Below are 24,900 nucleotides of genomic sequence, written 5' to 3' on the forward strand. Positions count from 1 at the left end.
GGGTCTTTGTCCATCCGGCTCCTCTCGCGAGCCCAAGCTTCGGCCGCTTCCGCCTCTCAGAACCGGATGGACACGAGAGCTCGCCGCTAGCCCAGCTTGGCGTCGAGCGTGATGGCGGCGTTGAGCACCTTCGACACCGGACAGTTCTTCTCAGCCTCACCGGCGATCTTCGCAAAGCCCGCATCATCGAGATTCGGCACTTTCGCGCGCAAGGTGAGCGCCGACTTGCTGATCTTGAAGCCCTTGCCTTCCGGCTCGAGCGTGACGGCGGCCTCCGTCGAGAGCTCCTCCGGCGTAAAACCCGCCATCTGAAGGCCGAAGGCCAACGCCATCGTAAAACAGCCGGCATGGGCCGCGGCGATCAGCTCCTCCGGATTGGTCCCCTTCTCGTTCTCGAAGCGGGTTTTGAACGAATAGGGCGTGTGCGCAAGCACACCGGATTCGCTGGAGAGCTGGCCCGTGCCGTCACGACCGGTCCCCTTCCATACTGCTGTTGCCTTGCGGATCATCCTGGTTCTCCTGGTTAGATTTGGGCCCCCGCGCTCGTACCGTTGAAAGGCGACATCGGCGTGACCGCACAGCAAGCTTTTGCAACCCTCCAGCGCCAAAGAGCGACCATCGCCGCTATACCGGATCGAACGCCCGGATCGGCGGGAGATTGCCGGTGAACTTCTCGACCTCCACTGACGTCAACTGCCCCGTGCACCCCTGTGCAAAGGACGAGGTGCCGATGTCGCGGGTAAGCACGTTCGGATTGCCGTGAACGCAGAGCGGCGCGTCGTCCTCGGGGTCCATGGGGTCGTACCAGGCGCCGGTCGGAAGCTGCACGACGCCGCTCGCGATGCCGTCGGTGACGTGGACGGCGGCAAGGCAGGCGCCGCGATCGTTGAACAGGCGGATGATGTCGCCGTCCTTGATGCCGCGCGCGTCTGCATCACGCGGATTCATGCGCGCGACCTCGCGGCCGCGATGCTTCGAGCCGAGCGAATGCCCGCCGAAATCGAGCTGGCTGTGCAGACGCGTCACCGGCTGGTTGGCAACGAGGAAGCACGGCGCTTCCGGCTTCGGCATGTCCGTCTTCTCCAGCCAGACCGGGTGGCCCGGACAATCCGCGTCGCCATGGCCCGCGATCTTCGCCGAGAAAATCTCGATGCGGCCACTCGGCGTCGGCAGGGCATGATCGACCGGATCTTCGCGGAAACGCCGCAGCCGGCCGCCGTCATCGGGCTGCTGCGGCACGACGAGGCTGCCGCGCTGCCAGAACTCGTCGAAGCCGGGCGCTTCCAGACCACGCTTGGCGAGCGAGACGCGGGTCGGCTCATAGAGATGCTCGAGCCACTGCCGCGAGGTGCGGCCTTCGGTGAAGGGCTCGCGCGCACCGAGGCGTTCGGCGAGATCGGCGAAGATATCGTAGTCGTCGCGTGCAAGCCCGAACGGCTCGGCGATCCGGTGCATGGCGACCATCAGCGGATCGTTGGTGGAATAGCCGATGTCCTCGCGCTCCAGCGTCATGGTCGCGGGCAGCACGATGTCGGCGTGCCGGGCCGTCGCGGTCCAGCCGAGCTCGTGCACGACCAGCGTGTCGAGCTTGGCAAACGCCTTGCGCAGGCGGTTGATGTCCTGGTGGTGATGGAAGGGGTTGCCGCCGGCCCAGTAGACGAGGCGGATATCCGGATAGGTGCGCGTCTCGCCGTTGTAGCGATAGGTGCTGCCGGGACCCAGCAGCATGTCGGCGATGCGCGCCACCGGAATGAAATCGGCAACGCCGTTGCGGCCCTGCCCCAGTGTCGGCCCCGGCACGTCGTTGACGCGCCGGCCGTAATAGCCGATCGCCCCAAGCGAATAGGCATAGCCGCCGCCGGACAGGCCGATCTGGCCGAGCGCCGCCGCCAGCACCAGGCCCATCCACACCGGCTGCTCGCCATGCTCGGCGCGCTGCAGCGAATGCGAGACGGTGATCAGCGCGCGCTTTCCGGCGGCGCGGCGCGCGAGCTTGCGGATCGTGTCGGCGTCGACGCCCGAGATCGCGGCGGCCCAGTCGGCGTGCTTGGGTTGCCCGTCGCTCTCCCCGGTGAGATAGCGCAGGAACACGGGCCAACCCTCCGTGTAACGATCGAGGAAGGCCTGATCGTGCAGGTTCTCAGCGACCAGCGTGTGGACGATGCCGAGCATCAGCGCGGTATCGGTCCCGGGTATGCAACTCATCCATTCGGCGCCGGCCTCGATCGGCAGATCGTCACGCAGGGGACTGACCAGGACGAACTCGCAGCCGCGCTTGCGCGCCGCGGCCATGGCGCCGCGCTCGACATGCTTGCTGATCGAGCCGCCGGCCACCATCGAGTTCTTCAGCGCCATGCCGCCGAACGCCAGCACGATCTCGGTATCGGCAGCGATCTGCTCCCAGGTGACGTTGCGCTTGGTGATGTCCTCGTATCCGCAGAGGATCTGGGGCAGCAGCACCGAGGACGCGCCGGAGGAATAAGTGTTGACCGAGCGCACATAGCCGCCCAGGGCGATATTGAGGAAGCGATGCACCTGGCTCTGGGCATGATGGAAACGGCCCGCGCTCGACCAGCCATAGGAGCCGCCGAAGACAGCACCGGGGCCGCTTGTGTCGCGGATGCGGATCAGCTCGTCGCCGAGCAGGTCGAGCGCCTTGTCCCAGCTGACGGAGACGAATTCGTCACGGCCACGACGATCGTCCGGACCGGGACCGCGCTCGAGCCAGCCGCGGCGGATCGCCGGCTGGGCAATGCGGGCCTGGTGGCGCAATGCGCCGGGGAAATTGTCGATGATGCCGTTCGGATCGGGATCGCCCGCATAGGCCCTCACCTCGAGTCCGGCCTTGCCATTGCGTGCCGAAAACACGCCCCAATGCGAGGTGTGCGGCTTGAACCCGTCGGACAGGTCGAGGCCGGGGTCGGGGAAGCCAATCGTATCGTCCATCGTCTGATCCTTGTTCCGGTCGTGGTGGCAGTATAGCGCTCCACGTCCCGATGTCATGAGATCAGGGCTGCCGCAAACGCCGGTCTCCTGTGCGCTACGATCTGTCGGACGTTCCGCTGGAACGAATGTCTAGCCGCTCAGCGGAGCGCCACACCGGCAGGGCCATCCGGCACGCTTCTCAGAACGCCCCCGCCACCGTCATGCGGATCGTCAGCGGCTCGACCGGGTGGAGCACGTAGTCCATGACGCCGTTCCGGCAGACCGCGGCCGGCGCGGCGCCAGCCGTGCAGAGCCCATACAGCGTGTCGGTCTTGAGCAGCGAGCCATAGGCATAAGTGATCTGGTTCGCACGCGTGTTGAAGAGATTGAGCACGTCGAGCTGAACGCGCCAGCCATTCTCGATGCGATAGCCGAGGCGCCCGTTGAAGATGCTGGTCGCGGCCGAGCGGAACGCATTGTCTTCCGTCAGCGGGCTGGAGGCGAGATAGCGCCAGCGCACGGTGCCGAACCAGCCGGTCTTCTCGCCGAGCGTGATGCCGACCGATGCCACCATCGGCGGCGCGTTGGGAATGTAATTGCCGGGTGCGTTGCCGATCTGCGCCTCGGGATAGCCGGCGAGCTCGGCATAGGCCTCCGCCTGCGCGGCGTTGTAACCGCGAAAGCGCGCATGCGTCATTGCGAGATCGGCGTCGATGCCGATCCAGGATGCCGGCCTGTAGTGGTTGGTCCATTCGAACCCGTAGCGGCGGCTGGCGCGCGTTGCCTCGGTGTCGCCGGCATCGCCAGCAAACAGGATCTCGGAATCCTGATCGAGGACGAACACGCTGAGCGCGGTGTCGAGGCCGGGAATGATCCTGCTGCGGACGCCGATCTCGGCGCCTCTGGTGCGCACCAGCAGCGGCGACGGCGTCAGCCGCGTCGCGGGATCGCTCGGATCTTCGGTCGTGGTGGCGCCGCGGGCGTCGTTGGAATGCATGCCGTATCCGGCGCCGAGGAAGAATTCGGTCCGATTGAACGGGCCGAGCACCATCCTGAATTTCGGACTGCCGAGCGCTGCATCGACCTTGCCGGAATTGGCGGAATTGAACAGCGAGGTGACGTCGGCGGCATAGTAATCGCCGCGCCAGCCGGCCGTCGTCCGGAGCCAGTCGGTCCAGCGCACGGTGTTCTCGGCATAGACGCCGACGCTACCTTCGCCGACCTTGTCGCTGCGGATGTTGGACAGGAAGCCGCGCTGGAACGTGTTCGTGAGCGCGAGGTCTATCGCATCATAGCGCGATTGCAGCCCAAAGGTGGTCTGCATCGGCAGGCCCGCAAACGAACCGTTGAGCGTGCGCGAGATGTTGGCGCCCGCCATCAGGCGGTCGTCGTGCTGGTGAAACTGGTCGCCGAGCACGGGATCGCTGAGGAAATAGGTGAAGTTGTTGAAGAGATCGAGCTGGCTCTTCACGACATAGGCATTCGCCTTCCACGAGCCGAGATCGTCACTCTGCGCGATGCGTCCCGAGAGCGCGAAGCGGTTGGTGTTGCCGCCGTCGCTTCTGTCCTCCGATCCGAAACGGTCGAGCAGGCCGCTGGTGATCGCGCGCTGCGGCACCTGGTCGGTGGAATTCCATTTGTTGGCATAGGCCATGCCGGTGACGGTGACGCCGTCTGTCGCCGTGCCCTGGCTGTAGCGCACGAGACCGTTGAGCTTGCGCACCTGGTCCGGATTGACCCAGGGCCCGTCATAGGTGCCGAGCTCGCCGGCAATGAGCAGCGCGCCGTCACCGAGCTGCGCCGAATCCATGCCGAGCAGGCGGCGATAGCCGAAGCTGCCGGCGGTCACCTGCGCGAGGCCTTTTTCGGTGCGATCGATCAGGCCGATATGGACACTGCCGACGGAGGCGAAGTCGCCCTCGTCGGCGAAATACGGCCCCTTGCGCACATCCATCGCGGCGATGGTCTCCGGGATCAGCCAATTCAGATCGGCATAGCCCTGGCCATGCCCGTGGGTGCGCATGTTGACGGGGACGCCGTCGACATAGATGGCGAGATCGGTGCCGTGGTCGAGATTATAGCCGCGCAGGAAATATTGGTTGGCTTTGCCTTCGCCGGAGTGCTGGGTCACGATCAGCCCCGGCACGGCTTCCAGCACTTCGCCCGGCCGGGTCACCGGGCGCGCGTTGATCTCCGCACCGGTGACGATCACCTCGCTCGCCATGCTCGGAGAGTGCTTCGGGCCGGACGCGACACCGGCCGGGTCCGATCCCGGCGTCGCTGCCGGATCAGCAAGGCTACGGCTTCGGAAGGGCACCGGCTTGCTGGCACGCCGCGATGGCGGAGGCTTTCGGACACGCTGCGTCTCGCTGCCGATGACCTGAACCGGCGGCAGTTCGCGCGAGGCGCCGTTTTGCTGTGCAGATGCGCCCCCGTCGCCGCCGAGGAGCGCGGCGGCGACCAGGACCGACAGCGCGCAACATCGCCTTGCTCGCTCATCAACGCATTGCAGCGGTCCGGCCCCGGCGCGAGGCGCATCATCCGCGAATGGAGCAGGATGATGCGCGATCGGGCCGGGCTCGAACGCTTGCCTTGCAACACCACCTGACAAACTCACGGCACCCCCAGTATGATGTTTATACAGATACATCATACTGCCGAGCAAGAGCCGGGCCACCGCATAGGGGGCCCTCGATGGGCGACCGCGAGCGCGGTCATTGATGCGCCCTCGTGCCGGACAAGCTGCAACGCCTTAGCGCGTCGAAGACGCGCGTCGCGCTTGTAACGCTGCGCCCGACACTACGTCATTTCCGAATTTCGGTAAATGTGAATATTTTTATGGTGATGTCTTGATAGGGCGACACAGGGGAGTGCGAGGAGAGGTCCAACCCAGGACCGCGTTGCGAATTTGCAACGGTTCCCAACTGTCTGAAGCCGAACAAAAGAAACTCCCAATCCGGCCACGAACCGCTCTCACAAGGCCGTGAGACGATCAGGGGAACGACGATGCGTGCACAACGCGTTTGGAAAGTGAATGGGGCCGCCAGCATCGGGCAGCTCCAGTCGAGACTGGATGACCTCAACAAGCGGCTCGGCCAGCTGGAAAGCCAGCATCCCGAGAGCTGGAAGGTGGAAGAGCTGAAAGCCAGCGCACTCAGCCTGTCGCGCGAGATCGACGACATCCGCTGTGCCGAGGCGACGGCGGCCCTGAGCGAGCTGCTGCGGAAATAATCCGATCCTTCGCGATTCGCTTCACCCCGGCGGAACCAACGTCGCGCATCACCATTTCCATGCCGGGCCTGGCGTAAATCGTGACGCTTCGCGCCCGCGAGGGATTTCGCATGACGTCCGATCCCGAGGAGTCGGTGAGGCTGCAAGGCTATGGCGAGATGACGTTGCGCACCGCCGTCGCAACGCTGATGGCGCTCGCGCCGCGCGACCGATCGGAAGCCGCCATCTTCCGCGTCCGCAACGGCGTGCGCCTGGCGCAAAGCGAGATCGCCGAGCTCGCCTCCGAGTGGGGCATGGCGCCGCTCGCCGAGGTCAGATCTCCAAAGCTCGTCCCGGATCAGCACTGGCCGGACATCGTCCGCAGCATGGTGCGCGAGGCGCCGCTGCCGTCGCTGATGGTGGCGTTTCTGGTGGGCGTCGTGGTGGCGCGGCGGTAGCGTTTGCCGGAAGAGGAACGTTACCGGGTAAACGCGAGACCGTTGAGCTCGGCTCGATCCGTTGACCGATGGCGACCCTGTAAAGGCCCCAACAAGGCACGTACAAAAAAAGCTGGTTTCGCTGCGACTGAGCCCGGTTGTCCTCGAGCATTTCAAGGCTTCGGGGCGCGAATGGCAGAGTCGGATTGACGATACCCTTCTCAAAGCCGTCAAGAAGGCTCAGAAATCGATCCAGGCCGGTGCCGACGAAGATCAGTTTCGGGCATCAAGCGCCGGCCGATCTGGATCGTCGCTTGACGAGCCATGCCGCGCGCACAGGCGTCCCTGCTTGGGCCAAATCGGCCGTGGACCCGCCTCGAAAATCGTTGCAGAAAGGCGCTCCCGAGGCCCCGGCGGCCGGCCCGCCAAGTCTCTGGAAAACGTCAACTTTTGGAAGAATGGTCGGAGTGGCAGGATTCGAACCTGCGACCCCTGCGTCCCGAACGCAGTGCTCTACCGGGCTGAGCCACACTCCGACAAGAAGGCGGCTTATAGCGTCGGGTTTGGCGCACCGCAAGCGGCGGGCTAGAGGAATTTTATCCCTGTGAAAACGGGTCTTGAAACGCTGATTTTACCGGCCGGCGCGGCGGCCGATGCCACGGCTGCCCGCGTGCTCGCGGCCGGCGGGCTGGTCGCGTTTCCGACCGAGACGGTCTATGGGCTCGGGGCGGATGCCGCCAATGCCGCCGCGATCGCCCATCTCTACGCCGCCAAGGGGCGGCCGGCGTTCAATCCGCTGATCGCCCATGTCGCCGACCTCGCGGCCGCGCGCCGGATCGGGCGGTTCGATGCGCGCGCCCTAGCGCTTGCGGAAGCCTTCTGGCCGGGGCCGCTGACGCTGGTGCTGCCGAAGACGGACGACTGCCCCGTCGCGGACCTTGCCACCGCCGGCCTCGACACGGTCGCGATCCGCATCCCGGCCCACCCCGTGGCGCAGGCGATCCTGCGTGCCTTCGGCGGAGCCGTGGTGGCGCCATCCGCCAACATCTCCGGTCATGTCTCGCCGACGCTGGCCGCCCATGTCGAAAGTGATCTATCGGGGCGGATCGACCTGATCGTCGATGGCGGGCCGGTCGAGGTCGGCGTCGAATCGACCATTGTCGGCTGCTTCGAGACTTTGACGCTGCTCCGCCCCGGTGGCCTGTCGCGCGAGCGGATCGAGGCCGTGCTCGGCGCGCCGCTGGCGCGGCCGCCGGCGGAAGCCGAGAGCGACGACAGCCAGCCGCTGGCGCCGGGCATGCTGGCCTCGCATTACGCGCCGCGCGCCCATGTGCGGCTCAATGCACGTGAGGTTGCCCCGGGCGAAGCGCTGCTGGCGTTCGGGCCCGATCGCATGCCGGGCATCGAGGCCGCCGCAGCCGTCATGAATCTGTCGCCCACAGGTGATCTCGATGAAGCCGCCGCCAATCTGTTCGGCTATCTTCGCGCCCTCGATGCGAAGAGCCCGCGCGCGATCGCGGTGATGGCCATTCCGGAAGAAGGCCTGGGCGAAGCGATCAATGACCGGCTGCGCCGGGCTGCCGCGGCAAGATGAGAGCGAAGAAGAGACAATGATCAATCAGCCTGCCATCCCGCCGCTTGCGCCCGAGCTGATCGACCAATTTCGCAAGATCGTGGGCGCCCGCCACGCCATCACCGATGCCAACGACATCGCGCCTTACGTCACCGAGGAGCGCAATCTGTTCCACGGCCGCTCGCCGCTGGTGCTGCGGCCGGGCTCGACCGCCGAGGTCTCGGAGATCTGCAAGCTCGCTTCGCAGCACAGGATCGCGCTGGTGCCGCAGGGCGGCAACACTGGCCTGGTCGGCGGCCAGACGCCGCACAATGGCGAGGTCGTGGTGTCGCTGCGCCGGCTCGACAAGATCCGCGAGGTCGACACCGCCTCCAACACCATGACCTGTGAGGCCGGCGTGGTGCTGCAGATCGCGCAACAGAAAGCATCGGAGGTCGACCGGCTGTTTCCGCTGTCGCTGGGCGCCGAGGGCAGCTGCACCATCGGCGGCAATCTCTCGACCAATGCCGGCGGCACAGCCGCGCTGGCCTATGGCGTGGCGCGCGAGATGGCGCTGGGGCTGGAAGTGGTGCTCGCCGACGGGCGCGTGCTGAACACGCTCTCGAAGCTGAAGAAGGACAACACCGGCTACAATCTGCACAACCTATTCATCGGCGCGGAAGGCACGCTCGGCATCATCACCGCGGCGACGCTGAAGCTGTTTCCGAAGCCGCGATCGATCGAGACGGCCTTCGTCGGCCTGAAATCGCCGGCGGCGGCGCTCAAGCTGCTGACGATCGCGCAAAGCGAAGCCGCCAACGCGCTGACGAGCTTCGAGCTGCTCTCGGAGATGGCGGTGGACTTCTCGGTCCGCCACGGCATCGACGTGCGCGATCCGCTTGACGCAAAGCATCCCTGGTACGTGCTGATGGAATTGTCTTCGCCCGGCGAGGACGCCCGCACGCCGCTGGAGACGATCCTGACCCGCGCCATGGAGGAGGAGATCGTCGACGACGCCGTGATCGCGGCGAGCCTCGCCCAGCGCAACGATTTCTGGAAGCTGCGCGAGGAGATGTCGGCGGCGCAGAAGCCGGAGGGCGGTTCGATCAAGCACGATATCTCGGTGCCGATCGCCGCCGTGCCTGACTTCATCGCCGAGGCCGATGCCGCCGTGGTGAAGCTGATCCCCGGCGCACGGCCGGTGCCGTTCGGCCATCTCGGCGACGGCAATCTGCACTACAATGTCAGCCAGCCGGTCGGCGCCGACACCGCCGACTATCTGGCGCGCTGGCACGATGTGAACGCGGTGGTGTTCGAGATCGTGCTGCGCATGGGCGGCTCGATCTCGGCCGAGCACGGCATCGGCGTGCTCAAGCGCGACGAGCTGCCGGAGGTGAAGGACAAGACCGCGATCGAACTGATGCGGTCGATCAAGGCGATGCTCGATCCGCACGGCATCATGAATCCGGGGAAGGTGCTGTGAGCGCGCTCGCGATCGATGCGATCGGGGATGCCGACGTGGAGGACGTCGTTGCGCTGTGGCAGCGCTGCGGCCTGACGCGGCCCTGGAACGATCCGCATGCCGACATCGCGCTGGCGCGGCGGCGCGACAATTCGACAATCCTGCTCGGCCGCGACGACGGCGCGATCGTCGCGAGCGTCATGGTCGGCCATGATGGCCATCGCGGCTGGGTCTATTACGTCGCGGTCGATCCCGATTGCCAGAAGTGCGGCTATGGCCGCGTCATCATGGCCGCCGCCGAGGACTGGCTGCGGCGTGCGGGCATCGCCAAGCTCCAGCTCCTGGTCCGGCGCGAGAATGCGCAGGCCAACGCGTTCTACGGATCGCTGGGCTTCGAGCTCTCGACGTCCGTGATGTTCCAGAAGTGGCTCGACGGCCGCGCGACCACGCCAAGTAACTGAGATCCCGCTCATGACCATTTCCGATCGCGTCCGCATCAAGGACGTCCGCGTGCTCTCCGACAATTGGACGCCGCTGAAGAACACCACGTTCGAATACCGGCGCGCCAATGGCGAGTGGCAGACGCAGCACCGCGAGACCTATGAGCGCGACAACGCCGCCACGGTGCTGCCCTACAACCGCGCGCGGCGCACGGTGATCCTGGTGAAGCAGTTTCGCCTGCCGGCGTTCATCCGCGGCTATGACGACCTCCTGATCGAGGCGGCCGCCGGCGTGCTCGATAACGCCGAGCCCGAGATGCGCATCCGCGCCGAAGCCGAGGAGGAAACTGGCTTTCGCCTGCACCATGTCCACAAGGTGTTCGAAGCGTTCATGAGCCCCGGCGCCCTCACCGAGAAGGTGCACTTCTTCGTCGCCGAATACGAGCCGGAAATGCGCGTCAGCGACGGCGGTGGCCTTGAACACGAGGGCGAGGACATCGAGGTGCTGGAGCTCGGCATCGACGAGGCGCTGGCGATGATCGCGGACGGACGGATCATCGACGCCAAGGCGATCATGCTGCTGCAATATGTGGCGCTACACGTGTTCAGGTGAACTTGCGAGAACGTGGACGCCGATGTTCCTAGCGTGACGGCCGCTTTGCTCCAGGCGAGCGGTACCTGGCCACCGCCGCAAGCCGGAAGCTGAAACAAAAAGTGAAAAAAGAGCGGGGATATTCCGCAAAGCTGACTTGATTTCTGCGTCCGCTATTCGCGTAGCGCAACTAGTTGATGAGTAAGCAGGATGACTGATCAGCAATTGGCACTGCAAGCGATTAGCGAAGCGCAACTCATATTGGAAGAATACCTACGGCCCTGCCACAAGGATAATGCGTGCATCCTTGAAAAATTGGTGGAAGTTCTCGAATGCCCCGCCTTGATTGTTGCTGTAGGTCGATTGCAGCAGCAAGGCAGTTGCTCATGAGCAAGCCACTTCAATCGTTTGCTTTGGCCGTTTGCACTGCTGCGCTCTCATCATTCGACATGACAAGCGTGCATGCTAAGCAGCAATGCGCCGCTGCAATGCCGGCAAATCCGCAAGGGCAATGGTGGTCCTATCGTCTCATCGACGGACGAAAGTGCTGGTACGCGGGCAAGCCCATGCTCTCGAAATCATTGCTGGCGTGGCCGACAGAGGCTTCCTCCGGACCCAGTTCTCGCGAAAAAGCTGATGGCGTTGTCATAGCTGGCAAGCCCGGCAATCCCTTAGATGCGCAAGCGTTGGCACTGGAAGAAGCCGACACCTTTGAAGAGCGATGGCGTGCCAGGATATCCGGCCAACAAGGCACGCAACCGATCGCTACTCGCAACTAGCGATCCCGAATCACGCTCGTCGTCAGCGAGGACTTTCTACCGTCGGTTCGCGGAGCAGCGCCGACGCTGCACCATCCACATCTGCAATTCAGGCCTGCGTCCCCCCCGCCCCCGTTGAGCAACGCGAAAACTATCTCTACTCTGGCTCCAACCAAGAACCAGGAGACGCGCCCATGTCCGCTCCGCGCGACGACGAATTCGGCTTTGCGCCCGACTATGATGCTCCCGTCCCTTACATGCAGCGCACGCGCGATTACTACGCGGCGATCGGCTACACCACGCCGTATCGCTGGGCGCACTACACCGAAGCGCCGTTTCAGCCGCTGAAGAAGCCGTTGTCGCAGTCACGCGTGACGATCATCACCACCGCTGCGCCGTTCGATCCCGCCAAGGGCGACCAGGGACCGGGCGCGGCGTATAATGGAGCTGCGAAATTCTACCAAGTCTATGACGGCGACACGTCGAAGTCGCACGACCTGCGCATCTCGCATATCGGCTACGACCGCAAGCACACCGCGGCGACCGACAACGGCACCTGGTTTCCGCTGCCACAACTGCTGAAAGCGAGCGCTGCGGGGCGAATCGGCGAGGTCGCCCCGCGCTTCTTCGGCGCGCCGACCAACCGCAGCCATCGGGTCACGCTCGACACCGACGCGCCGGAGATCCTGGCGCGCTGCCTGGCCGACAAGGTCGACGTCGCCGTGCTGGTGCCGAACTGCCCGGTCTGTCATCAGACCACGGCGCTGGTGGCACGGCATCTGGAACGAAATGGCATCGCCACCGTGATCATGGGCTGCGCCAAGGACATCATCGAGCACGCGGCGGTGCCGCGCTTCCTGTTCTCGGACTTCCCGCTCGGCAATTCCGCCGGCAAGCCGCACGACATCGCCTCGCAGGCGCAGACGCTCGAGCTGGCCTTGAAACTGCTGGAGAGCGCGAGCGGCCCGCAGACGACGATGCAGTCGCCGCTGCGCTGGAGCGAGGACGCGTCCTGGAAGCTCGACTACAACAACGTCGCGCAACTCTCGCCCGAGGAACTGGCGCGCCGCCGCTCAGAATTCGACAAGCAGAAGGAGATCGCGCGCGGCAACCGCGCCGCCTGACGTCGTCCAACAATCAGAACAAGCTGGGAGAGCGACGTGACGCGACCTTTCGAGGGCGTGAAGATCCTGGACTTCACGCAAGTGCTGGCCGGCCCCTATGCGAGCTACCAGCTCGCGCTGCTGGGGGCCGACGTCATCAAGGTCGAGCGGCGCGAGGGCGAGGACATGCGCCGCACGCCGCTCTCACGCGAATGGGCCGAGCGCGGCCTCGCGCCGGCATTCCAGGCCGTCAACGGCAACAAGCGCAGCCTGACGCTGGATTTGCAGAAGCCCGAGGCGATCGCGATCGTGAAGAAGCTCGCGGCGCAGGTTGACGTCGTCATGGAGAATTTCCGCCCCGGCGTGATGGACAAGCTCGGCATCGGCTATGAGGCGCTCTCCGCGATCAATCCAAAGCTGATCTATTGCGCGGTCTCAGGCTTCGGCCAGACCGGACGCGACCGCCTGCGGCCCGGCTATGACGGCAAGATGCAGGCGCTGTCGGGCATCATGGCGATCACCGGCCATCCCGAGACCGGGCCGACGCGCGCCGGCTTTGCGGTATGCGACGTGCTCTCGGGCGCGACGGCCGCCTTCGGCGTGTCGAGCGCGTTGTACCAGCGCGACCGCACCGGCAAGGGCCAGCTGATCGACGTCTCCATGCTGGAGGCGACGCTGGCGTTCCTTTCGGGCCAGATCGCGGATTGGTCGGTCGCCGGCCATCGCCAGCAATTGTCAGGCAACCAGGCGGTGAGCCGCAGGACCACGGCGAATTTGTTCAAGTGCGGCGACGGCCACATCCTGCTCGCCGTCAACAACGAGAAGCAATACCGCGCGCTGATGTCGACGCTCGGCCGCGAGGACACGCTGACCGATCCACGCTTCGCCGACTGGTTCTCCCGCAACGAGAACGAGCCGGCGCTACGCGCCATCATCGAGGAGGCGCTGGCGGCAAAACCGGCGCGCGAATGGGAGACGATCCTAGAAGACGCCGGCGCGCCCTGCGCCAGCATCTGGAAGGTCGAGGAGGTGATCGACCATCCGCAGATTGCCGCGCGAGGTGCCATTCAAGAGCTGGATACGCCCTACGGCCGGCTGCGCTTCGCCGGCAGCGGATTCAAGCTCGCCCATGGCGGCGGCAGACTGGACCGCATGGCGCCGGAGCTCGGGGCGGATACGGATGCGGTGCTGGGCGAGCTGGGGCTCGATGCTGCGGAGATCGCGGAGCTGAGGGCGAGGGAGATTGTGTAAAACTCCGCCGCCGTAGGGTGGGCAAAGGCGCAACGCGCCGTGCCCATCATCTCACGATGTGCTGGGCGCGCGATGGTGGGCACGCTTCGCTTTGCCCACCCTACGGCACCAGTGATCAAAACAACGACCCCTGCCCATCATCCGCCGAGTTCGCCGCAACCTTCCGCACCACCTTCTTCGGCTTGGCCGCCTCGGCCTCCGCCTCCATCTCCTCCGCACTGATCGGCAACACCAGCTGCTCGTCGTCATTGGCGACGCGGTTGACGCGGGTGGAGACCGGGTGCCAGGCGAACTCGCCGATGCGCGGGGCGGTCAGCAGCGGCAGGATGGCATCGACCTCGTCGCCGCGACTGTCGAGCCAGCGTTCGAAATCGCGCGGGCTGATGGTGACGGGAACGCGGTCATGCAGCGCGGCGAGATCCTCGCCCGCCGCCGCCGTGACGATCGCGACCGTGTCGAGCTCCTCGCCGTTCGGCCCCATCCAGGTCTCGAACACCGCGGCGAAACCGATCGGCGCGCCGTCGGCGCGGTGAATGAAGAACGGCTGCTTGCGGCCGCCCTCCGTCTTCCATTCGTAATAGCCGTCCGCGGGGATCAGCCCGCGCCGCCGTCGGATCGCCTTCTTGAAGGCAGGCTTCTCTAGAATTGTCTCGGAGCGGGCGTTGATGAGGAGCGTGAACCCGCGGGGATCCTTGACCCAGGTCGGCAACAGGCCCCAGCGCATCAGGCGGAAATGCCGCGCGCTGTTCTCGATCCATACGACCGGAATCGGTTGTGTCGGGGCGACATTGTACCGGGGCGGGAAGTTGGGCTGCTCGACATAGCCGAACAGTTGCCGCAAAGCCGCGGGGGCCGAAGTTATGACGAAGCGTCCACACATCCCAAACCGTCTATATCAGGCCGTCTATATAGGGTCCGTTCAGGTCCTTTTAACCCCGAACGTTAACACTGCGGCCGATGAGCTCAATGGCCTCCCAACCCGCGCGGACGCATGTACAGACGGGCCCCGAGGCGGCCGCCTGGGCCGAACGGCTGCGCGTGGCCAATATCAACCCGCGGACCGGGCTTGCCACCGACTATCTCAATCATTTCAATGAAGCGGTGATGCTGCTGGAAATGGTCCCTGACATGCCGGAATGTGCGGAAGACTTTTTGACCTGGTCGCCGCTGTCCTATGCCGAGCATTTCACGGCGTCGAATTTCAAGGCCCGGGATCTGGCCATCGAAGCCTATGAGAAGGCCGATCCCAGCGTGCGCGCGCAGTTCGATCATATCACGGACACCATGACCTCGATCCTGACCGCGGTCGGCTCGGCCATGCGCGAGGTCGAGAAGGACACGACGCGCGTGCGGCTCGCCGAGCAGGCCACGGCCTGGGTCAAGCCGCTGATCGCGGCCTGCGGCGGCATCATCAATGGCGGCGCGGAGGCCGACATCGACACCATCATGGCGAACTGAGCCGTGGTATCGGCAGTTCAGCCATCCCATCCCCAGATCGCAGTCAGTGCCGCGATTTTCCGCGACGGCAAGGTGCTGCTGACCCGCCGCGCCCGCTCGCCCGCCAAAGGGTTCTATTCGCTGCCCGGGGGCCGGGTCGAATTCGGCGAATCGCTGCACCAGGCCCTGCTGCGTGAAGTGGACGAGGAAACCGGGCTTGCCATCGACATCGTCGGCCTTGCCGGCTGGCGCGAGGTGCTGCCGGCTTCGGCCGGTGCTGGCCATTATCTGATCATGTCCTTTGCCGCCCGCTGGGTGGCCAAGGAGCCGGCTCTGAACGACGAGCTCGACGACTACCGCTGGATCGCCCCGGATGCCCTGGCGGGCCTCGGCGACCTCAAGCTGACCGGAGGACTGGAGGAGGTCATCCAGTCCGCTGCGCGTCTGATCGGACCCTGACGCCCCGCCTTGCGTCCACCGCCCCAAGGGGGCATACAGCCGCCGATGTTCACGCGATTTCTGGCCATTTTTGCCCTGATTCTCGCCTGCGCCTGCGTGCCTGCCCGGGCCCAGGGCGTGGCGGCGCCGTTTGACGGCGACCTGCAGCGGCTGGCCGAGATCCTCGGCGGGCTGCATTATCTGCGCGGCATCTGCGGGTCCAACGAGGGCAACAAATGGCGCAACGAGATGCAGGCGCTGATCGATGCCGAAACACCCTCGGGCGAGCGCCGCTCCCGCATGATCGCCGGTTTCAACCGCGGCTATAACGGCTTTCAGCAGACCTACCGGAGCTGCACGCCGGCGGCGACGGTCGCGATCCGCCGCTATATCGAGGAAGGCTCGAAGATCTCGCGGGATCTGACGGCGCGCTACGCGAACTGAGCTCATCTCTTCCGGCCGCGGGCAGACGCTGCTTCGCACGCTCCTCACCATGAGGGTTGGGCTGTGGCGCGTGCGGCTGGCACCCTGTCATCGACTTTGTTCACAGCCGTTAACCGTTCTTAAAGATGTGGCCTAGCGGTCGTTAACGCCCGTGCTACACCTCTCGCACAGCGCATCGCCGTGGATCGCGCCCCAGCCCTGACCGAGTTTCATGAGCCAGCCGATTTCCTACGCCCCCGCCCGCGCGCCACTGCCCGATCACGAGCAGAAACAGGCCGCACTGAGCTATCTCAACGAAGCCTGGGCCGAAGCGCGCCATGACGGCGTCGATGGCGACTGCCTGGCGCAGGCGAGCCTGTTCGCGGCCTTTGCCGAGTTGGTCGGAACGTATGGCGAGGACGCGGTGGCGAAATTCGTCGAGGGCTTTCCCGGCCGCATCCGCAACGGCGAATTCTCGGTCAGCCTCGCAAGGCAGTAGTAAGCCCTTCTCGAAAATGACCCCGCCACATGGGCGGGGCCAGTCTACGGATGAATGACTTTGCGAAAGGCGTCGCGAAGTCTGCCGCATTTATCGCACGGAAGCGATCGAACGCAGACGAGCATTAGTCTCGCGATGACCGGGACATGTTCCCGATGGAGCCGGGAACGCGCGCCCTCCTCTTCACGGCTCAACCTTGAGCGTCGCTTTCATGTTGGGATGATAGCGGCAGTAATACTCGACCATTCCGGCCTTCTTCAGAACTGATGTCGCCGACTTCTTCTCCGGCAGTGTCACGTCGAAATCGCCGTTCTTCGCCGTGGCGGTGTGCGCGAAGACGTCCTTGTTGATCCATGAGATGGTGTCGCCGACCTTCGCCGTTACCTCCGCCGGCGAGATCACGAGATTCTCCATCGTGATCTCGATAGTCGCGGCGTGCGCCGGGAGGGTCATCGACAGGAAGACGACCGCGAGCGCGGTCGCAGCGAGGCGTCCTGGTCTCATTTGCGCTCCCTATTTCAGCTCGGCCGCGACGTGCTCGGCGTGCTGCTGGTGGCCCTGGAATATTTTCAGGCCGGTCTGCAACAGGCTCTTCAGCTCGGCATTGCTGGCAGACGGAATGAGCTGGGTCTCCAGCGCGCCGTTGACCGCCTTGTGGTAGGCGATCTCATTCGCGACATAGGCCTTGTCGAAGGCCGCACCGTCCAGCTTGTCGAGCTCGGCCAGCTTGTCGCTCGCCTGCTTCGACAATGCCTTGCTGGTGTCGTTGTCTTCGGGCGTGACGTTCAGCTTCTTGACCAGCGCGAGCGCCTGCTTATTCACGGCCTCGTGGTCGCGCAGCATGTCCTCGGCAAATGCTTTCACGTCCTTGTTCTTGGCCTTCTTCTGCGCCTGCTTGGCCGCGTTGATGTCGATCACGCCCGCAGTGTAGGCGATGTGGGCAATCTGCGGATCGGTGGGCTTGTCGGCGGCGTTCGCGCCTCGAAGCAGCGCCGGGCTCGACAACAGAATTGCTGCGGCGATGGCCGCGCTCCATCGGGTAAACATGCTTGACACTCCTGTGCTGCCGGTCGGTTTGCCGGCGTTGCTTCACAGGCGTTGGATGGGATCTTCGCGTAAACGTTCCCGAAAATTTCAGCCGCCAATGCCGAGCCGCTTCAGCACTGACGCGGTCAGGCGCTCGCAGCGCCAGCCGGCGAACGGAAACGCATCCATCATCACCGGACCGATCTCCTTCTCGACATTCTCGCGCAGCATGGTGCGGGCGCGATGCAGCCGCGTCTTCACGGTCTCAGGCTTCACGCCGAGCAGATCGGCGGTCTCCTCGATGTTCATGCCCTCCATGACGCGCGCGACGAATACCATGCGGAAGACATCCGGCAGTTCGTCGATGGCGCGTTCGACGACGCGCTGGATTTCACGTTGGGCCATGGTCCTTTCCGGATCGCCTGCGGGAGAAACGGGAAACTTGATGATCTGTGCCTCGAGCGCAGCTTCGGACACCGAGTCGAACTCGACCTGAGGCTTTGCACTTCGCGCCCGGCCAAGCGCCTCGTTGATGGCAATTCGTGACAGCCAGGTCGACAATCCAGATTCGCCGCGGAAGCCATCGAGATGGGTAAAGGCGCGGACGTAGGTTTCCTGCACCACGTCCTCCGCCTCGCTGTCGCTGCGCAGGATTCCGCGCGCGAGTCGGTAGAGCCTGCGGTTGTTGGCCTGCATGATCTCGCGCAACGCCGCCTCGTCGCGGCTCCGGGCACGATCGATCAGCTCGGCTTCCGGTGTCCTGGCATCGGCGGACAGGCCGGCTACGGTCCGTTGCATGGGCGATCACCTGTTTCCCTTCATCCAGACATTGGATGCGAGCCCAGGGGAAAGGTTCCCGACTTTCTTGCGCTCTCCTGGCGGGTCCCCTTAGTCCGCCTCGATCGGCAGCGCGGGATCCCTCGCCCACTCGCCCATTGAGGCATCGTAGAGCGTCAGCCTGTCGTAGCCGAGTTGCGTCAGTAGCAGCAGATCGATCGTGGCCGAGATACCGCCGCCGCAATAGAGGATAACATTCTTATCCCGCGTGACGCCCTGGGCCGCGAATTTCGCCGCGGCATCCGCAAGCGTCGTCAGCGTCTTGTCGGCATTGGTGAGCGTCGCGGCGGGAACGTTGATACTGCCGGGAACGCGGCCGGGCCGGCCGTAGCGGCTCGGCTCGAGACCCTGATGAAACTGCGGACCGAGCGCGTTGACGATGACGGTCGCGGGATCGCCGATCCGCGCCTTCACGATGTTCTTGTCGACGAAGAAGCCTGGGCGCGGTGTGGCCTTGAATGTCGTCGCCGGATATCCCTTCGGCGCGCCCGTCTCGACCGGCCGCCCCTCCGCCTTCCATTTGTCGAAACCGCCATCGAGCACACGCGCATCGACGCCGAGCGAGCGCAGCATCCACCAGAACCGCGTCGACCACATCATCGTGCCGATGCTGTAGAGCACGATGATCTTGCCCGCATCGAGACCGTGGCGGCCGAAGGCGGCCTCGAGCTGAGCCACATCGGGCATCATGAAGAACTGCTCTGCCGAGGTGTCGGAGAACTCGCCTTGCAGATCGAGGAAATCGGCGCCGGGGACGTGGCCCGCGGCGAACGTCTTGTCGCCCGGCACCGCGCGATAGGGCACGTCGCTGCCCGGCGGCACCGGCTCGTTGTAGGTCGTGCAGTCGTAGAGGCGCAGATTGGGATCGCCGAGGATGGCGGCGAGCTGCTCGGTGGTGATCAGGGGTGATGGCATGGTCATGCTTTCTCCCAATTATAGCTCACGCATCGTGGGAACGCTGTCATTGCCCGCGAAGGCGGGCAATCCAGTATCCCAGCGGCCGCAGTGATGTGTACCAGCTATTGCCCTAGCGTACTGGATGCCCCGGTCAAGCCGGGGCATGACGGCGGAATACGAAGCTCGACCTCGCGCTTCACTGCTTCAACGTCTCCAGAAAGCGCACCGGCTCGCCTTGCGAGGGCGTCACCAGCTCGCCCTGCCACATCACGCGGCGGCCGCGGATGAAGGTGCCGACGGGCCAGCCCGTCACGCGCACGCCGTCATAGGGCGTCCAGCCGGCCTTGGACGCCACCCATTTGTTGGTGATGGTCTCGCTGCGCTTGAGGTCGACGATGGTGAAGTCGGCATCGTAGCCGGCGGCGATACGGCCCTTGCAGGCCATGTTGTAAAGACGCGCGGGGCCGGCACTGGTGAGATCGACGAACCTTGCCAGCGATAGCCGGCCGGCGTTGACGTGATCGAGCATGACAGGCACCAGCGTCTGCACGCCGGTCATGCCCGAGGGCGAGGCCGGATAGGTCTTCGACTTCTCTTCAAGCGTATGCGGCGCATGATCCGAGCCGAGCACGTCGATGATGCCCTGCTCGATACCGCGCCAGATGCCGGCGCGATGATCTGCGCCGCGCACCGGCGGGTTCATCTGCGCCAGCGTGCCGAGCCGCTCGTAGCATTCGGGCGCGACCAGCGTGAGATGATGCGGCGTCGCCTCGCAGGAGGCGACGTCCTTGTGATCGCGCAGGAACTCGATCTCCTCCTTGGTGGATACGTGCAGCACGTGGATGCGCTTCCCCGTCTCATGCGCCAGCTTCACCAGCCGCTGCGTCGCCATCAGTGCCGCGGTCTCGTCGCGCCAGACCGGATGCGAGCGCGCATCGCCCTCGATGCGCAGCGATTTACGGTCGTTGAGGCGATACTCGTCCTCAGCATGGAAGGCGGCGCGGCGGCGGATCACCTGGAAGATGCGGCGTAGGCTTTCGTCGTCCTCGACCAGCAGCGCGCCGGTCGAGGAGCCGATGAAAACCTTGACGCCGGCGCAGCCCGGCGCCCGTTCGAGCACCGGCAAATCCTGCACGTTCTCGCGGGTGCCGCCGATGAAGAAGGCGAAATCGCAATGCATGCGGTGATGGGCACGCTTCACCTTGTCGGTGAAGGTGGTCTCGGTCACCGTCAATGGAGACGTGTTCGGCATCTCGAACACGGCGGTGACGCCGCCCATGACGGCGCTGCGCGAGCCGGTCTCGAGGTCTTCCTTCTGCTCCAGCCCGGGCTCGCGGAAATGCACCTGCGTGTCCATCACGCCGGGCAGGATGTGGAGGCCCTTGCAGTCGACCACCTCGGCAGCTGAGCCTTGCGACAGCGGACCCAGCTCGGCAATGTGACCATTGCTGATGCCGATATCGCGAACACCCTCGCCGTCCTGGTTGACCACGGTGCCGCCTTTGAGGATCACGTCGAAACGCTGGGTCATGGCAAAGGGCCTCTCTCATCCCCAAGCGCAGGGCTCGAGGTCTTGTCGTTTTTGCCTTGCGGGCTTACGTTCCGGAGCAACATGTCGCAAGAGATTTTCGCATGAAATCAGCGTTTCTTCCCGACCGGGGCGTGGTCAAGGTCGCGGGCGAGGATGCGCGCAACTTCCTCAACGGCCTCATCACGACCGACCTCGACAGGCTCAAGCCGGGCCTGGGCCGATTCGGTGCGTTACTGACGCCGCAGGGCAAGATCGTCGTGGATTTCCTGATCACGGAGGTGCCCGCCGGCCATGGCGGCGGGTTCCTGATCGACTGCCCGAAAGCGTTGGCGGAAACATTCGCCACCAAGCTGAAATTCTACAAGCTGCGCGCCAAGGTCACGGTGGAAAACCTGTCGGACAGTCTCGGCGTGCTCGCAGCCTGGGGTGGCCCACTCGCGGCGCAGCCGGACCTTGCCTTTGCCGATCCGCGCAATGGCGAGCTCGGCTATCGCATCCTGATCCCCGAGGATCTCGGGCAGAAGCTGTCCGACCTGATCGGCGCAGAGCTCGTCGAGGCCACCGAGTACGAGTCCCACCGCATCGCGCTCGGCGTTCCCCGCGGCGGGCTGGACTTCATGTACGGCGACGCGTTCCCGCACGAAACCAATATGGACCGGCTCGCCGGCGTCGATTTCGACAAGGGTTGCTATGTCGGCCAAGAGGTCGTCTCGCGCATGCAGCATCGCGGCACCGCGCGCACCCGCAGCGTCAAGGTGCTGCTTGACGGTCCCTCGCCCGAGGCCGGAGCAACCATTCTCGCCGGCGACAAGCAAGTCGGCACCATCGGCTCGACGGCGGGCGGCAAAGGCATCGCGCTGGTGCGCATCGACCGCGTTGCGGACGCTCTCGACGCCGGCCAGCCGCTCACCGCCGGCGGCCTCGAACTGACGCTCGCAGAACCCGAGAGCGTGCGCATTCCAACCAAGCAACCCATCGCATGAGCCGCGCCCCTCGCCTGCATCCCGACGGAAAGACGCGTTGCCCCTGGCCCGGCGAAGATCCGCTATATGTCGCCTATCACGACACCGAATGGGGCGTGCCGGAATATGACGACCGCGCGCTCTATGAGAAGCTGATCCTCGACGGTTTCCAGGCCGGCCTGTCCTGGATCACGATCCTGCGCAAGCGCGACAATTTCCGCAAAGCCTTCGACGATTTCCAGCCAGAGAAGATCGCGCGCTACAACGAGAAGAAGGTGCATGCGCTGATGAACGACGCCGGCATCGTGCGCAACAAGGCCAAGATCGACGGCACGATCCTGAGCGCGAAGTCGTATCTCGGTATCATGGAGAAGGGACCCGGCTTCTCGAAGCTGCTGTGGGACTTCATGGACGGGAAGCCCAAGGTCAACCATTTCAAGACCACCGCGAGCGTGCCGGCCTCGACGCCGCTGTCCGTGCAGATCTCCAAGGAGCTGTCCTCGCGCGGCTTCAAGTTCGTCGGCCCGACCATCGTCTATGCCTTCATGCAGGCGACGGGCATGGTCAACGACCATCTCGTCGACTGCCATTGCCACGCGACCTGCGGCAAGACGCAGCGCAAGCCGCGCCTTAGGGACAAATGACGGCGAAGAAGACCGCGCACGATGCGCAGTCCCGCGCCTGGCAGCGCATGCTGTCCGGCCGGCGGCTCGACCTGCTCGACCCCTCTCCGCTCGATATCGAGATCGCCGACATCGCACATGGCTTGGCGCGGGTGGCGCGCTGGAACGGGCAGACGACAGGCGCACATATCTTCTCGGTCGCGCAGCACACGTTGCTGGTGGAAACCGTGATGCGGCACGAGATGCCGGGCGTCGATCAGCGCATGCGGCTTGCGGCGCTGCTGCACGATGCGCCCGAATATGTGATCGGCGACATGATCTCTCCGTTCAAGGCGGTGCTCGATGGCCATTACAAGGCGGTCGAGAAACGCCTGCTCGGCGCCATCCATATCCGCTTCGGCCTGCCGCCGGAGCTGCCGGACGAGATCACGCAGGCCATCAAGGCCGCCGATCGCGGCGCGGCCTATCTGGAAGCGACCGAGCTTGCCGGCTTCAGCGAGAGCGAGGCGCGGCGCCTGTTCGGCAAGGATCCCGACCTCTCCGACAGCGTTCGGCGCGACTACCTCACGCCCTGGACCGCGGCGCGGGCCGAAAAGCAGTTTCTGGAGCGGTTCGGCGCGGTGTTCGCGTAGCATCATTCCTTCGTTGCCCCGTAGGGTTGGCAAAGGCGCTCTTGCGCCGTGCCCACCAACTTTTCCTAATTGCGACGAAAGTGGTGGGCACGCTTCGCTTTGCCCACCCTACGATCGCTCGCTATAATCCGCGGCAAAAAGGTCCACCATGATCCACGTCTGTTCCCTCGCCGCGCTTCCCGAAACTGTCCGCCTCACCAAGGCCAGCCACGTGCTGACCGTGATGGCCAATGTCGAGCAGGTGGCGCGGCCGGTGTCGGTGTTGCCGGCCAACCATCTCAAGGTGTCGATGGACGACATCACCGAGGAGATGGACGGCTTCGTCGCGCCGTCCGAGACGCATATCGAGCAGGTGCTGAATTTCGTGCGCGGCTGGGATCGCTCTGCGCCGCTGGTGGTGCATTGCTACGCCGGCATCAGCCGCTCCACCGCGAGCGCGTTTGCAGCGGTGTGCGCACTCAACCCGAATCGTGACGAGATCGAGATCGCCCGCAAGATCCGCGCAGCCTCGCCGATCGCCTCGCCGAACCGGCGCATCGTCAGCCTCGCCGATCGGGCATTGGGACGCAACGGCCGGATGCTGCGCGCGCTCGACGAGATGGGCCCGGGCGCGATGATGGTCGAGGGCCACCCCTTCGTGATCGAGCTCGAATGACCGCTGCGCGCCACAGCACAGGTGCGCCCCCTCTCCCGCTTGCGGGAGAGGGCTGGGGAGAGGGTCTCTCCGCAACGGGACAGTCCCCTAGAGGAGAAAGCGCTCTCCCGGCGCTACGCGCCGACCTCTCCCGCAAGCGGGAGAGGTTGCAGCGAACCTGCGGAGAGCTCGCCGCGATCAACCGGCATATCTTTCTCGCAACATCCGCGACCATCATCGCATGAGCGAGACGCTGCTGACGCCGATCGAAATTGGCCTCACGGCCGCGATCGTCGCGATCGAGGACCACGAGCCGCTGATCCTCGCCGCTCGCGGCAGTGACGGGCTTGCCGGCTTGCCGTTCGGCCCGTTCGATGCGCTGGCCCATCGCACCTTCGAGATCGGCCTGCGCGCCTGGGTCGAGGAGCAGACCGGGCTGCGTCTCGGCTACGTCGAGCAGCTCTACACGTTCGGCGATCGCGGCCGTCATGCCGAGGCCGGCGACACCGGCGCGCACATGGTCTCGATCGGCTATCTCGCGTTGACGCGTGCCACCGGCGGCGAGCTCGCAGCGACCAGCGCCAGCTTCGAGCCATGGTACCGCTTCTTCCCCTGGGAGGACTGGCGCCAGGAGCCGCCGGACATCATCGCCCGCGACATCATTCCGGCGCTGACGAGATGGGCTGAGGAGGAGACGCCGGAGACGACGCGCGCGCTGCCGCGCAAGGATCGCGTGCGGTTCTATTTCGGTCTCGATGGTGCGCCCTGGGACGAGGAGCGCGTGCTCGACCGCTACGAGCTCCTGTACGAGGCGGGGCTGATCGAGGAGGCACGGCGCGATGGCCGCCCTGCGGCATTAGCGCGCAAGGCGCTTCCCGCGCTCGGGAGCTCGATGCGGTTCGACCACCGCCGGATTCTCGCCACGGCGATCGCGCGGCTGCGGGCAAAACTGAAGTATCGCCCTGTGGTGTTTGAACTTTTGCCCGCCGAATTCACACTCACCGAATTGCAGCATACGGTGGAGGCCATCTCCGGCCGGCACCTGCACAAACAGAATTTCCGGCGCCTCGTCGAAATGGAAGCCCTGGTCGAACCAACCGGGGTGATGTCGACACAGACCGGCGGACGCCCGGCAGCGCTCTATCGCTTCCGTCGGGACGTGCTCCAGGAGCGGCCCGCGCCGGGCTTGCGCGTGCGCTCCCGGCGCTAGACAAGGATTCGCGACCGCCCT

The 24,900-nt window shown here is 65.1% G+C and carries 28 protein-coding genes, 1 tRNA gene and 1 pseudogene; 20 read left to right on the plus strand and 10 right to left on the minus strand.

Annotated features, from left to right (window positions below; all coding sequences use genetic code 11):
* Positions 1-86: 86 nt before the first annotated feature.
* The 3 genes from BCCGELA001_RS26965 to BCCGELA001_RS26975 all read right to left on the minus strand — a co-directional run bounded on the left by BCCGELA001_RS26965 (position 87) and on the right by BCCGELA001_RS26975 (position 5,149).
* On the minus strand, positions 87-509 hold the full coding sequence (locus BCCGELA001_RS26965; RefSeq protein WP_008562279.1) for an OsmC family protein: 423 nt from the start codon (positions 507-509) through the stop codon (positions 87-89).
* A 115-nt stretch (positions 510-624) separates the two neighbouring features.
* Positions 625-2,946: a molybdopterin guanine dinucleotide-containing S/N-oxide reductase gene (locus BCCGELA001_RS26970; RefSeq protein ID WP_060736711.1), complete on the minus strand. Its 2,322-nt coding sequence runs from the start codon at positions 2,944-2,946 to the stop codon at positions 625-627.
* Positions 2,947-3,124: 178 nt separating this feature from the next.
* Positions 3,125-5,149: a TonB-dependent receptor gene (locus tag BCCGELA001_RS26975; protein WP_236840753.1), complete on the minus strand. Its 2,025-nt coding sequence runs from the start codon at positions 5,147-5,149 to the stop codon at positions 3,125-3,127.
* 782 nt (positions 5,150-5,931) lie between these two features.
* Here BCCGELA001_RS26975 and BCCGELA001_RS26980 point away from each other — a divergent pair.
* The 3 genes and pseudogenes from BCCGELA001_RS26980 to BCCGELA001_RS39475 form a co-directional block, all read left to right on the plus strand.
* Positions 5,932-6,156, plus strand: coding sequence for a hypothetical protein (locus BCCGELA001_RS26980; RefSeq protein ID WP_060736712.1), 225 nt, complete (start codon positions 5,932-5,934; stop codon positions 6,154-6,156).
* 110 nt (positions 6,157-6,266) lie between these two features.
* Positions 6,267-6,593: a hypothetical protein gene (locus BCCGELA001_RS26985; RefSeq protein ID WP_008562260.1), complete on the plus strand. Its 327-nt coding sequence runs from the start codon at positions 6,267-6,269 to the stop codon at positions 6,591-6,593.
* A gap of 61 nt (positions 6,594-6,654) precedes the next feature.
* A pseudogene (locus BCCGELA001_RS39475) lies at positions 6,655-6,741 on the plus strand (hypothetical protein); the annotation flags it as partial.
* A gap of 290 nt (positions 6,742-7,031) precedes the next feature.
* Here the strand turns inward: BCCGELA001_RS39475 and BCCGELA001_RS26990 are convergent.
* A tRNA-Pro gene (locus BCCGELA001_RS26990) sits at positions 7,032-7,108 on the minus strand.
* Positions 7,109-7,176: 68 nt separating this feature from the next.
* Here BCCGELA001_RS26990 and BCCGELA001_RS26995 point away from each other — a divergent pair.
* The 8 genes from BCCGELA001_RS26995 to BCCGELA001_RS27025 all read left to right on the plus strand — a co-directional run bounded on the left by BCCGELA001_RS26995 (position 7,177) and on the right by BCCGELA001_RS27025 (position 13,730).
* A complete protein-coding gene (locus BCCGELA001_RS26995; protein ID WP_060736713.1) occupies positions 7,177-8,166 on the plus strand; it encodes an L-threonylcarbamoyladenylate synthase in 990 nt (329 codons plus the stop codon).
* A 16-nt stretch (positions 8,167-8,182) separates the two neighbouring features.
* Positions 8,183-9,607, plus strand: a complete 1,425-nt coding sequence (locus BCCGELA001_RS27000) for an FAD-binding oxidoreductase (protein ID WP_060737861.1) — start codon at positions 8,183-8,185, stop codon at positions 9,605-9,607.
* A complete protein-coding gene (locus tag BCCGELA001_RS27005) occupies positions 9,604-10,047 on the plus strand; it encodes a GNAT family acetyltransferase (RefSeq protein ID WP_008562251.1) in 444 nt (147 codons plus the stop codon). Before BCCGELA001_RS27000 ends, BCCGELA001_RS27005 begins: the two co-directional genes overlap by 4 nt.
* A gap of 10 nt (positions 10,048-10,057) precedes the next feature.
* Complete coding sequence (locus BCCGELA001_RS27010) at positions 10,058-10,639, plus strand: hypothetical protein (RefSeq protein WP_008562249.1); 582 nt, start codon at positions 10,058-10,060, stop codon at positions 10,637-10,639.
* Between the two features lie 189 nt (positions 10,640-10,828).
* Positions 10,829-11,008: a hypothetical protein gene (locus tag BCCGELA001_RS36220; protein ID WP_082813680.1), complete on the plus strand. Its 180-nt coding sequence runs from the start codon at positions 10,829-10,831 to the stop codon at positions 11,006-11,008.
* Positions 11,005-11,397, plus strand: coding sequence for a hypothetical protein (locus tag BCCGELA001_RS27015; protein ID WP_236840754.1), 393 nt, complete (start codon positions 11,005-11,007; stop codon positions 11,395-11,397). Before BCCGELA001_RS36220 ends, BCCGELA001_RS27015 begins: the two co-directional genes overlap by 4 nt.
* 173 nt (positions 11,398-11,570) lie before the next feature.
* The gene (locus BCCGELA001_RS27020) at positions 11,571-12,500 is read left to right on the plus strand and encodes a glycine/sarcosine/betaine reductase selenoprotein B family protein (RefSeq protein ID WP_060736715.1); all 930 of its coding nucleotides are present in this window, start codon (positions 11,571-11,573) and stop codon (positions 12,498-12,500) included.
* 36 nt (positions 12,501-12,536) lie between these two features.
* The gene (locus tag BCCGELA001_RS27025; RefSeq protein ID WP_008562236.1) at positions 12,537-13,730 is read left to right on the plus strand and encodes a CaiB/BaiF CoA transferase family protein; all 1,194 of its coding nucleotides are present in this window, start codon (positions 12,537-12,539) and stop codon (positions 13,728-13,730) included.
* Between the two features lie 115 nt (positions 13,731-13,845).
* Here BCCGELA001_RS27025 and BCCGELA001_RS27030 read toward each other — a convergent pair whose 3' ends face one another.
* A complete protein-coding gene (locus tag BCCGELA001_RS27030; protein ID WP_008562234.1) occupies positions 13,846-14,610 on the minus strand; it encodes an SOS response-associated peptidase in 765 nt (254 codons plus the stop codon).
* A 77-nt stretch (positions 14,611-14,687) separates the two neighbouring features.
* Between BCCGELA001_RS27030 and BCCGELA001_RS27035 the strand changes: the two genes are divergently transcribed.
* The 4 genes from BCCGELA001_RS27035 (at position 14,688) to BCCGELA001_RS27050 (ending at position 16,527) form a co-directional block, all read left to right on the plus strand.
* Positions 14,688-15,188, plus strand: coding sequence for a hypothetical protein (locus BCCGELA001_RS27035; RefSeq protein ID WP_060736716.1), 501 nt, complete (start codon positions 14,688-14,690; stop codon positions 15,186-15,188).
* 3 nt (positions 15,189-15,191) lie between these two features.
* Positions 15,192-15,626, plus strand: a complete 435-nt coding sequence (locus tag BCCGELA001_RS27040) for an NUDIX hydrolase (protein WP_008562231.1) — start codon at positions 15,192-15,194, stop codon at positions 15,624-15,626.
* A gap of 45 nt (positions 15,627-15,671) precedes the next feature.
* Positions 15,672-16,049 (plus strand): TIGR02301 family protein, encoded by a 378-nt coding sequence (locus BCCGELA001_RS27045; RefSeq protein WP_008562229.1) that lies wholly within the window; start codon positions 15,672-15,674, stop codon positions 16,047-16,049.
* 211 nt (positions 16,050-16,260) lie between these two features.
* Positions 16,261-16,527, plus strand: coding sequence for a hypothetical protein (locus tag BCCGELA001_RS27050; RefSeq protein WP_008562226.1), 267 nt, complete (start codon positions 16,261-16,263; stop codon positions 16,525-16,527).
* A gap of 183 nt (positions 16,528-16,710) precedes the next feature.
* Here the strand turns inward: BCCGELA001_RS27050 and BCCGELA001_RS27055 are convergent, their stop codons facing one another.
* From BCCGELA001_RS27055 to BCCGELA001_RS27075, 5 genes are all read right to left on the minus strand, one after another.
* Positions 16,711-17,031: a cupredoxin domain-containing protein gene (locus BCCGELA001_RS27055; protein ID WP_008562214.1), complete on the minus strand. Its 321-nt coding sequence runs from the start codon at positions 17,029-17,031 to the stop codon at positions 16,711-16,713.
* A 9-nt stretch (positions 17,032-17,040) separates the two neighbouring features.
* Positions 17,041-17,574 carry a DUF4142 domain-containing protein gene (locus BCCGELA001_RS27060; protein ID WP_060736717.1) on the minus strand — a complete coding sequence of 178 codons (534 nt, stop codon included), beginning with the start codon at positions 17,572-17,574 and terminating at the stop codon, positions 17,041-17,043.
* Between the two features lie 87 nt (positions 17,575-17,661).
* Positions 17,662-18,351, minus strand: coding sequence for an RNA polymerase sigma factor (locus BCCGELA001_RS27065; protein ID WP_008562212.1), 690 nt, complete (start codon positions 18,349-18,351; stop codon positions 17,662-17,664).
* Between the two features lie 90 nt (positions 18,352-18,441).
* Complete coding sequence (locus BCCGELA001_RS27070) at positions 18,442-19,311, minus strand: sulfurtransferase (RefSeq protein ID WP_008562211.1); 870 nt, start codon at positions 19,309-19,311, stop codon at positions 18,442-18,444.
* Positions 19,312-19,483: 172 nt separating this feature from the next.
* Complete coding sequence (locus tag BCCGELA001_RS27075; RefSeq protein ID WP_008562204.1) at positions 19,484-20,818, minus strand: dihydroorotase; 1,335 nt, start codon at positions 20,816-20,818, stop codon at positions 19,484-19,486.
* 101 nt (positions 20,819-20,919) lie between these two features.
* On the opposite strand from BCCGELA001_RS27075, the gene ygfZ reads away from it, so the two are divergent.
* From ygfZ to BCCGELA001_RS27100, 5 genes are all read left to right on the plus strand, one after another.
* Positions 20,920-21,801 (plus strand): CAF17-like 4Fe-4S cluster assembly/insertion protein YgfZ, encoded by an 882-nt coding sequence (gene ygfZ / locus BCCGELA001_RS27080; RefSeq protein ID WP_060736718.1) that lies wholly within the window; start codon positions 20,920-20,922, stop codon positions 21,799-21,801.
* Positions 21,798-22,424, plus strand: a complete 627-nt coding sequence (locus BCCGELA001_RS27085) for a DNA-3-methyladenine glycosylase I (protein WP_008562191.1) — start codon at positions 21,798-21,800, stop codon at positions 22,422-22,424. The genes ygfZ and BCCGELA001_RS27085 overlap by 4 nt, the downstream gene beginning before the upstream one ends.
* Positions 22,421-23,035 carry a YfbR-like 5'-deoxynucleotidase gene (locus BCCGELA001_RS27090; RefSeq protein WP_008562188.1) on the plus strand — a complete coding sequence of 205 codons (615 nt, stop codon included), beginning with the start codon at positions 22,421-22,423 and terminating at the stop codon, positions 23,033-23,035. The genes BCCGELA001_RS27085 and BCCGELA001_RS27090 overlap by 4 nt, the downstream gene beginning before the upstream one ends.
* 148 nt (positions 23,036-23,183) lie before the next feature.
* A complete protein-coding gene (locus tag BCCGELA001_RS27095) occupies positions 23,184-23,690 on the plus strand; it encodes a tyrosine phosphatase family protein (RefSeq protein ID WP_008570647.1) in 507 nt (168 codons plus the stop codon).
* 220 nt (positions 23,691-23,910) lie between these two features.
* Entirely contained in the window at positions 23,911-24,879 is a 969-nt protein-coding gene (locus BCCGELA001_RS27100; RefSeq protein WP_060736719.1) for an NUDIX hydrolase, read from the plus strand.
* Positions 24,880-24,900: the final 21 nt, after the last annotated feature.

Origin of the sequence: Bradyrhizobium sp. CCGE-LA001, assembly GCF_000296215.2 — a bacterium.
GTDB lineage: Bacteria > Pseudomonadota > Alphaproteobacteria > Rhizobiales > Xanthobacteraceae > Bradyrhizobium.

Bases quoted from the DNA above. Each gene is read 5' to 3' on its own strand.
- BCCGELA001_RS26965 (WP_008562279.1), bottom strand. From the start codon at position 509: ATGATCCGCAAGGCAACAGCAGTATGGAAGGGGACCGGTCGTGACGGC.
- BCCGELA001_RS26970 (WP_060736711.1), bottom strand. From the start codon at position 2,946: ATGGACGATACGATTGGCTTCCCCGACCCCGGCCTCGACCTGTCCGAC.
- BCCGELA001_RS26975 (WP_236840753.1), bottom strand. From the start codon at position 5,149: ATGGCGAGCGAGGTGATCGTCACCGGTGCGGAGATCAACGCGCGCCCG.
- BCCGELA001_RS26980 (WP_060736712.1), top strand. From the start codon at position 5,932: ATGCGTGCACAACGCGTTTGGAAAGTGAATGGGGCCGCCAGCATCGGG.
- BCCGELA001_RS26985 (WP_008562260.1), top strand. From the start codon at position 6,267: ATGACGTCCGATCCCGAGGAGTCGGTGAGGCTGCAAGGCTATGGCGAG.
- BCCGELA001_RS27000 (WP_060737861.1), top strand. From the start codon at position 8,183: ATGATCAATCAGCCTGCCATCCCGCCGCTTGCGCCCGAGCTGATCGAC.
- BCCGELA001_RS27010 (WP_008562249.1), top strand. From the start codon at position 10,058: ATGACCATTTCCGATCGCGTCCGCATCAAGGACGTCCGCGTGCTCTCC.
- BCCGELA001_RS36220 (WP_082813680.1), top strand. From the start codon at position 10,829: ATGACTGATCAGCAATTGGCACTGCAAGCGATTAGCGAAGCGCAACTC.
- BCCGELA001_RS27015 (WP_236840754.1), top strand. From the start codon at position 11,005: ATGAGCAAGCCACTTCAATCGTTTGCTTTGGCCGTTTGCACTGCTGCG.
- BCCGELA001_RS27020 (WP_060736715.1), top strand. From the start codon at position 11,571: ATGTCCGCTCCGCGCGACGACGAATTCGGCTTTGCGCCCGACTATGAT.
- BCCGELA001_RS27030 (WP_008562234.1), bottom strand. From the start codon at position 14,610: ATGTGTGGACGCTTCGTCATAACTTCGGCCCCCGCGGCTTTGCGGCAA.
- BCCGELA001_RS27035 (WP_060736716.1), top strand. From the start codon at position 14,688: ATGAGCTCAATGGCCTCCCAACCCGCGCGGACGCATGTACAGACGGGC.
- BCCGELA001_RS27045 (WP_008562229.1), top strand. From the start codon at position 15,672: ATGTTCACGCGATTTCTGGCCATTTTTGCCCTGATTCTCGCCTGCGCC.
- BCCGELA001_RS27050 (WP_008562226.1), top strand. From the start codon at position 16,261: ATGAGCCAGCCGATTTCCTACGCCCCCGCCCGCGCGCCACTGCCCGAT.
- BCCGELA001_RS27055 (WP_008562214.1), bottom strand. From the start codon at position 17,031: ATGAGACCAGGACGCCTCGCTGCGACCGCGCTCGCGGTCGTCTTCCTG.
- BCCGELA001_RS27060 (WP_060736717.1), bottom strand. From the start codon at position 17,574: ATGTTTACCCGATGGAGCGCGGCCATCGCCGCAGCAATTCTGTTGTCG.
- BCCGELA001_RS27065 (WP_008562212.1), bottom strand. From the start codon at position 18,351: ATGCAACGGACCGTAGCCGGCCTGTCCGCCGATGCCAGGACACCGGAA.
- BCCGELA001_RS27070 (WP_008562211.1), bottom strand. From the start codon at position 19,311: ATGACCATGCCATCACCCCTGATCACCACCGAGCAGCTCGCCGCCATC.
- BCCGELA001_RS27075 (WP_008562204.1), bottom strand. From the start codon at position 20,818: ATGACCCAGCGTTTCGACGTGATCCTCAAAGGCGGCACCGTGGTCAAC.
- ygfZ (WP_060736718.1), top strand. From the start codon at position 20,920: ATGAAATCAGCGTTTCTTCCCGACCGGGGCGTGGTCAAGGTCGCGGGC.
- BCCGELA001_RS27085 (WP_008562191.1), top strand. From the start codon at position 21,798: ATGAGCCGCGCCCCTCGCCTGCATCCCGACGGAAAGACGCGTTGCCCC.
- BCCGELA001_RS27090 (WP_008562188.1), top strand. From the start codon at position 22,421: ATGACGGCGAAGAAGACCGCGCACGATGCGCAGTCCCGCGCCTGGCAG.
- BCCGELA001_RS27095 (WP_008570647.1), top strand. From the start codon at position 23,184: ATGATCCACGTCTGTTCCCTCGCCGCGCTTCCCGAAACTGTCCGCCTC.
- BCCGELA001_RS27100 (WP_060736719.1), top strand. From the start codon at position 23,911: ATGAGCGAGACGCTGCTGACGCCGATCGAAATTGGCCTCACGGCCGCG.